This window comes from Leisingera sp. McT4-56 (genome assembly GCF_020514995.1).
In the GTDB taxonomy this organism is placed as follows: domain Bacteria; phylum Pseudomonadota; class Alphaproteobacteria; order Rhodobacterales; family Rhodobacteraceae; genus Leisingera; species Leisingera aquaemixtae_A.
Genome location: NZ_JAJALF010000068.1, coordinates 1 through 1,140, shown reverse-complemented (window position 1 = coordinate 1,140; position 1,140 = coordinate 1). Strand labels below are relative to the sequence as shown.

Sequence of the window (1,140 nt, the reverse complement as noted above, 5' to 3'; positions counted from 1 at the left end):
ATCGGCACCGTTGGCCACGTTGACCACGGCAAGACCACTCTGACCGCGGCTATCACCAAATACTTCGGTGACTTCAAAGCCTACGACCAGATCGACGGCGCACCGGAAGAAAAAGCCCGCGGCATCACCATCTCCACCGCGCACGTGGAATATGAAACCGACGCCCGCCACTATGCGCACGTCGACTGCCCCGGCCACGCCGACTACGTCAAGAACATGATCACCGGCGCGGCCCAGATGGACGGCGCGATCCTGGTTGTGAACGCAGCTGACGGCCCGATGCCGCAGACCCGCGAGCACATCCTGCTGGCCCGCCAGGTTGGCGTGCCTGCGCTGGTCGTGTTCATGAACAAGGTTGACCAGGTCGACGACGAAGAGCTGCTGGAGCTCGTCGAAATGGAAATCCGCGAGCTGCTGTCCTCCTACGAGTTCCCGGGCGACGATATCCCGATCGTTGCAGGTTCCGCTCTGGCGGCGATGGAAGGCCGCGACCCGGAAATCGGCGAAAACAAGATCAAAGAGCTGATGGCGGCCGTGGACGAGTACATCCCGACCCCCGAGCGTGCGGTTGACCAGCCGTTCCTGATGCCGATCGAAGACGTGTTCTCGATCTCCGGCCGCGGCACCGTTGTGACCGGCCGCGTAGAGCGCGGTGTGATCAACGTCGGCGACGAGATCGAAATCGTCGGCATCCACGACACCAAGAAAACCACCTGCACCGGCGTGGAAATGTTCCGCAAGCTGCTGGACCGCGGTGAAGCAGGCGACAACATCGGCGCCCTGCTGCGCGGTGTGGACCGTGACGGTGTTGAGCGCGGCCAGGTGCTGTGCAAGCCGGGTTCCGTGACCCCGCACACCAAGTTCGAAGCCGAAGCCTACATCCTGACCAAGGAAGAAGGCGGCCGCCACACCCCGTTCTTCGCGAACTACCGTCCGCAGTTCTACTTCCGCACCACCGACGTGACCGGCACCGTGACCCTGCCGGAAGGCACCGAGATGGTGATGCCGGGCGACAACCTGAAGTTCTCGGTTGAGCTGATCGCGCCGATCGCGATGGAAGACGGCCTGCGCTTCGCCATCCGCGAAGGCGGCCGCACCGTCGGCGCCGGCGTCGTGTCGAAGATCATCGAGTAATTCGCG

The 1,140-nt window shown here is 63.4% G+C and carries 1 protein-coding gene; it reads left to right on the top strand.

Annotated elements, in window-relative coordinates; all coding sequences use genetic code 11:
• Positions 1-1,134, top strand: a 1,134-nt coding sequence (tuf, locus tag LHL23_RS23430; protein ID WP_226431763.1) for an elongation factor Tu, incomplete at its 5' end; no start/stop codon positions are given.
• Positions 1,135-1,140 lie beyond the last annotated feature (6 nt).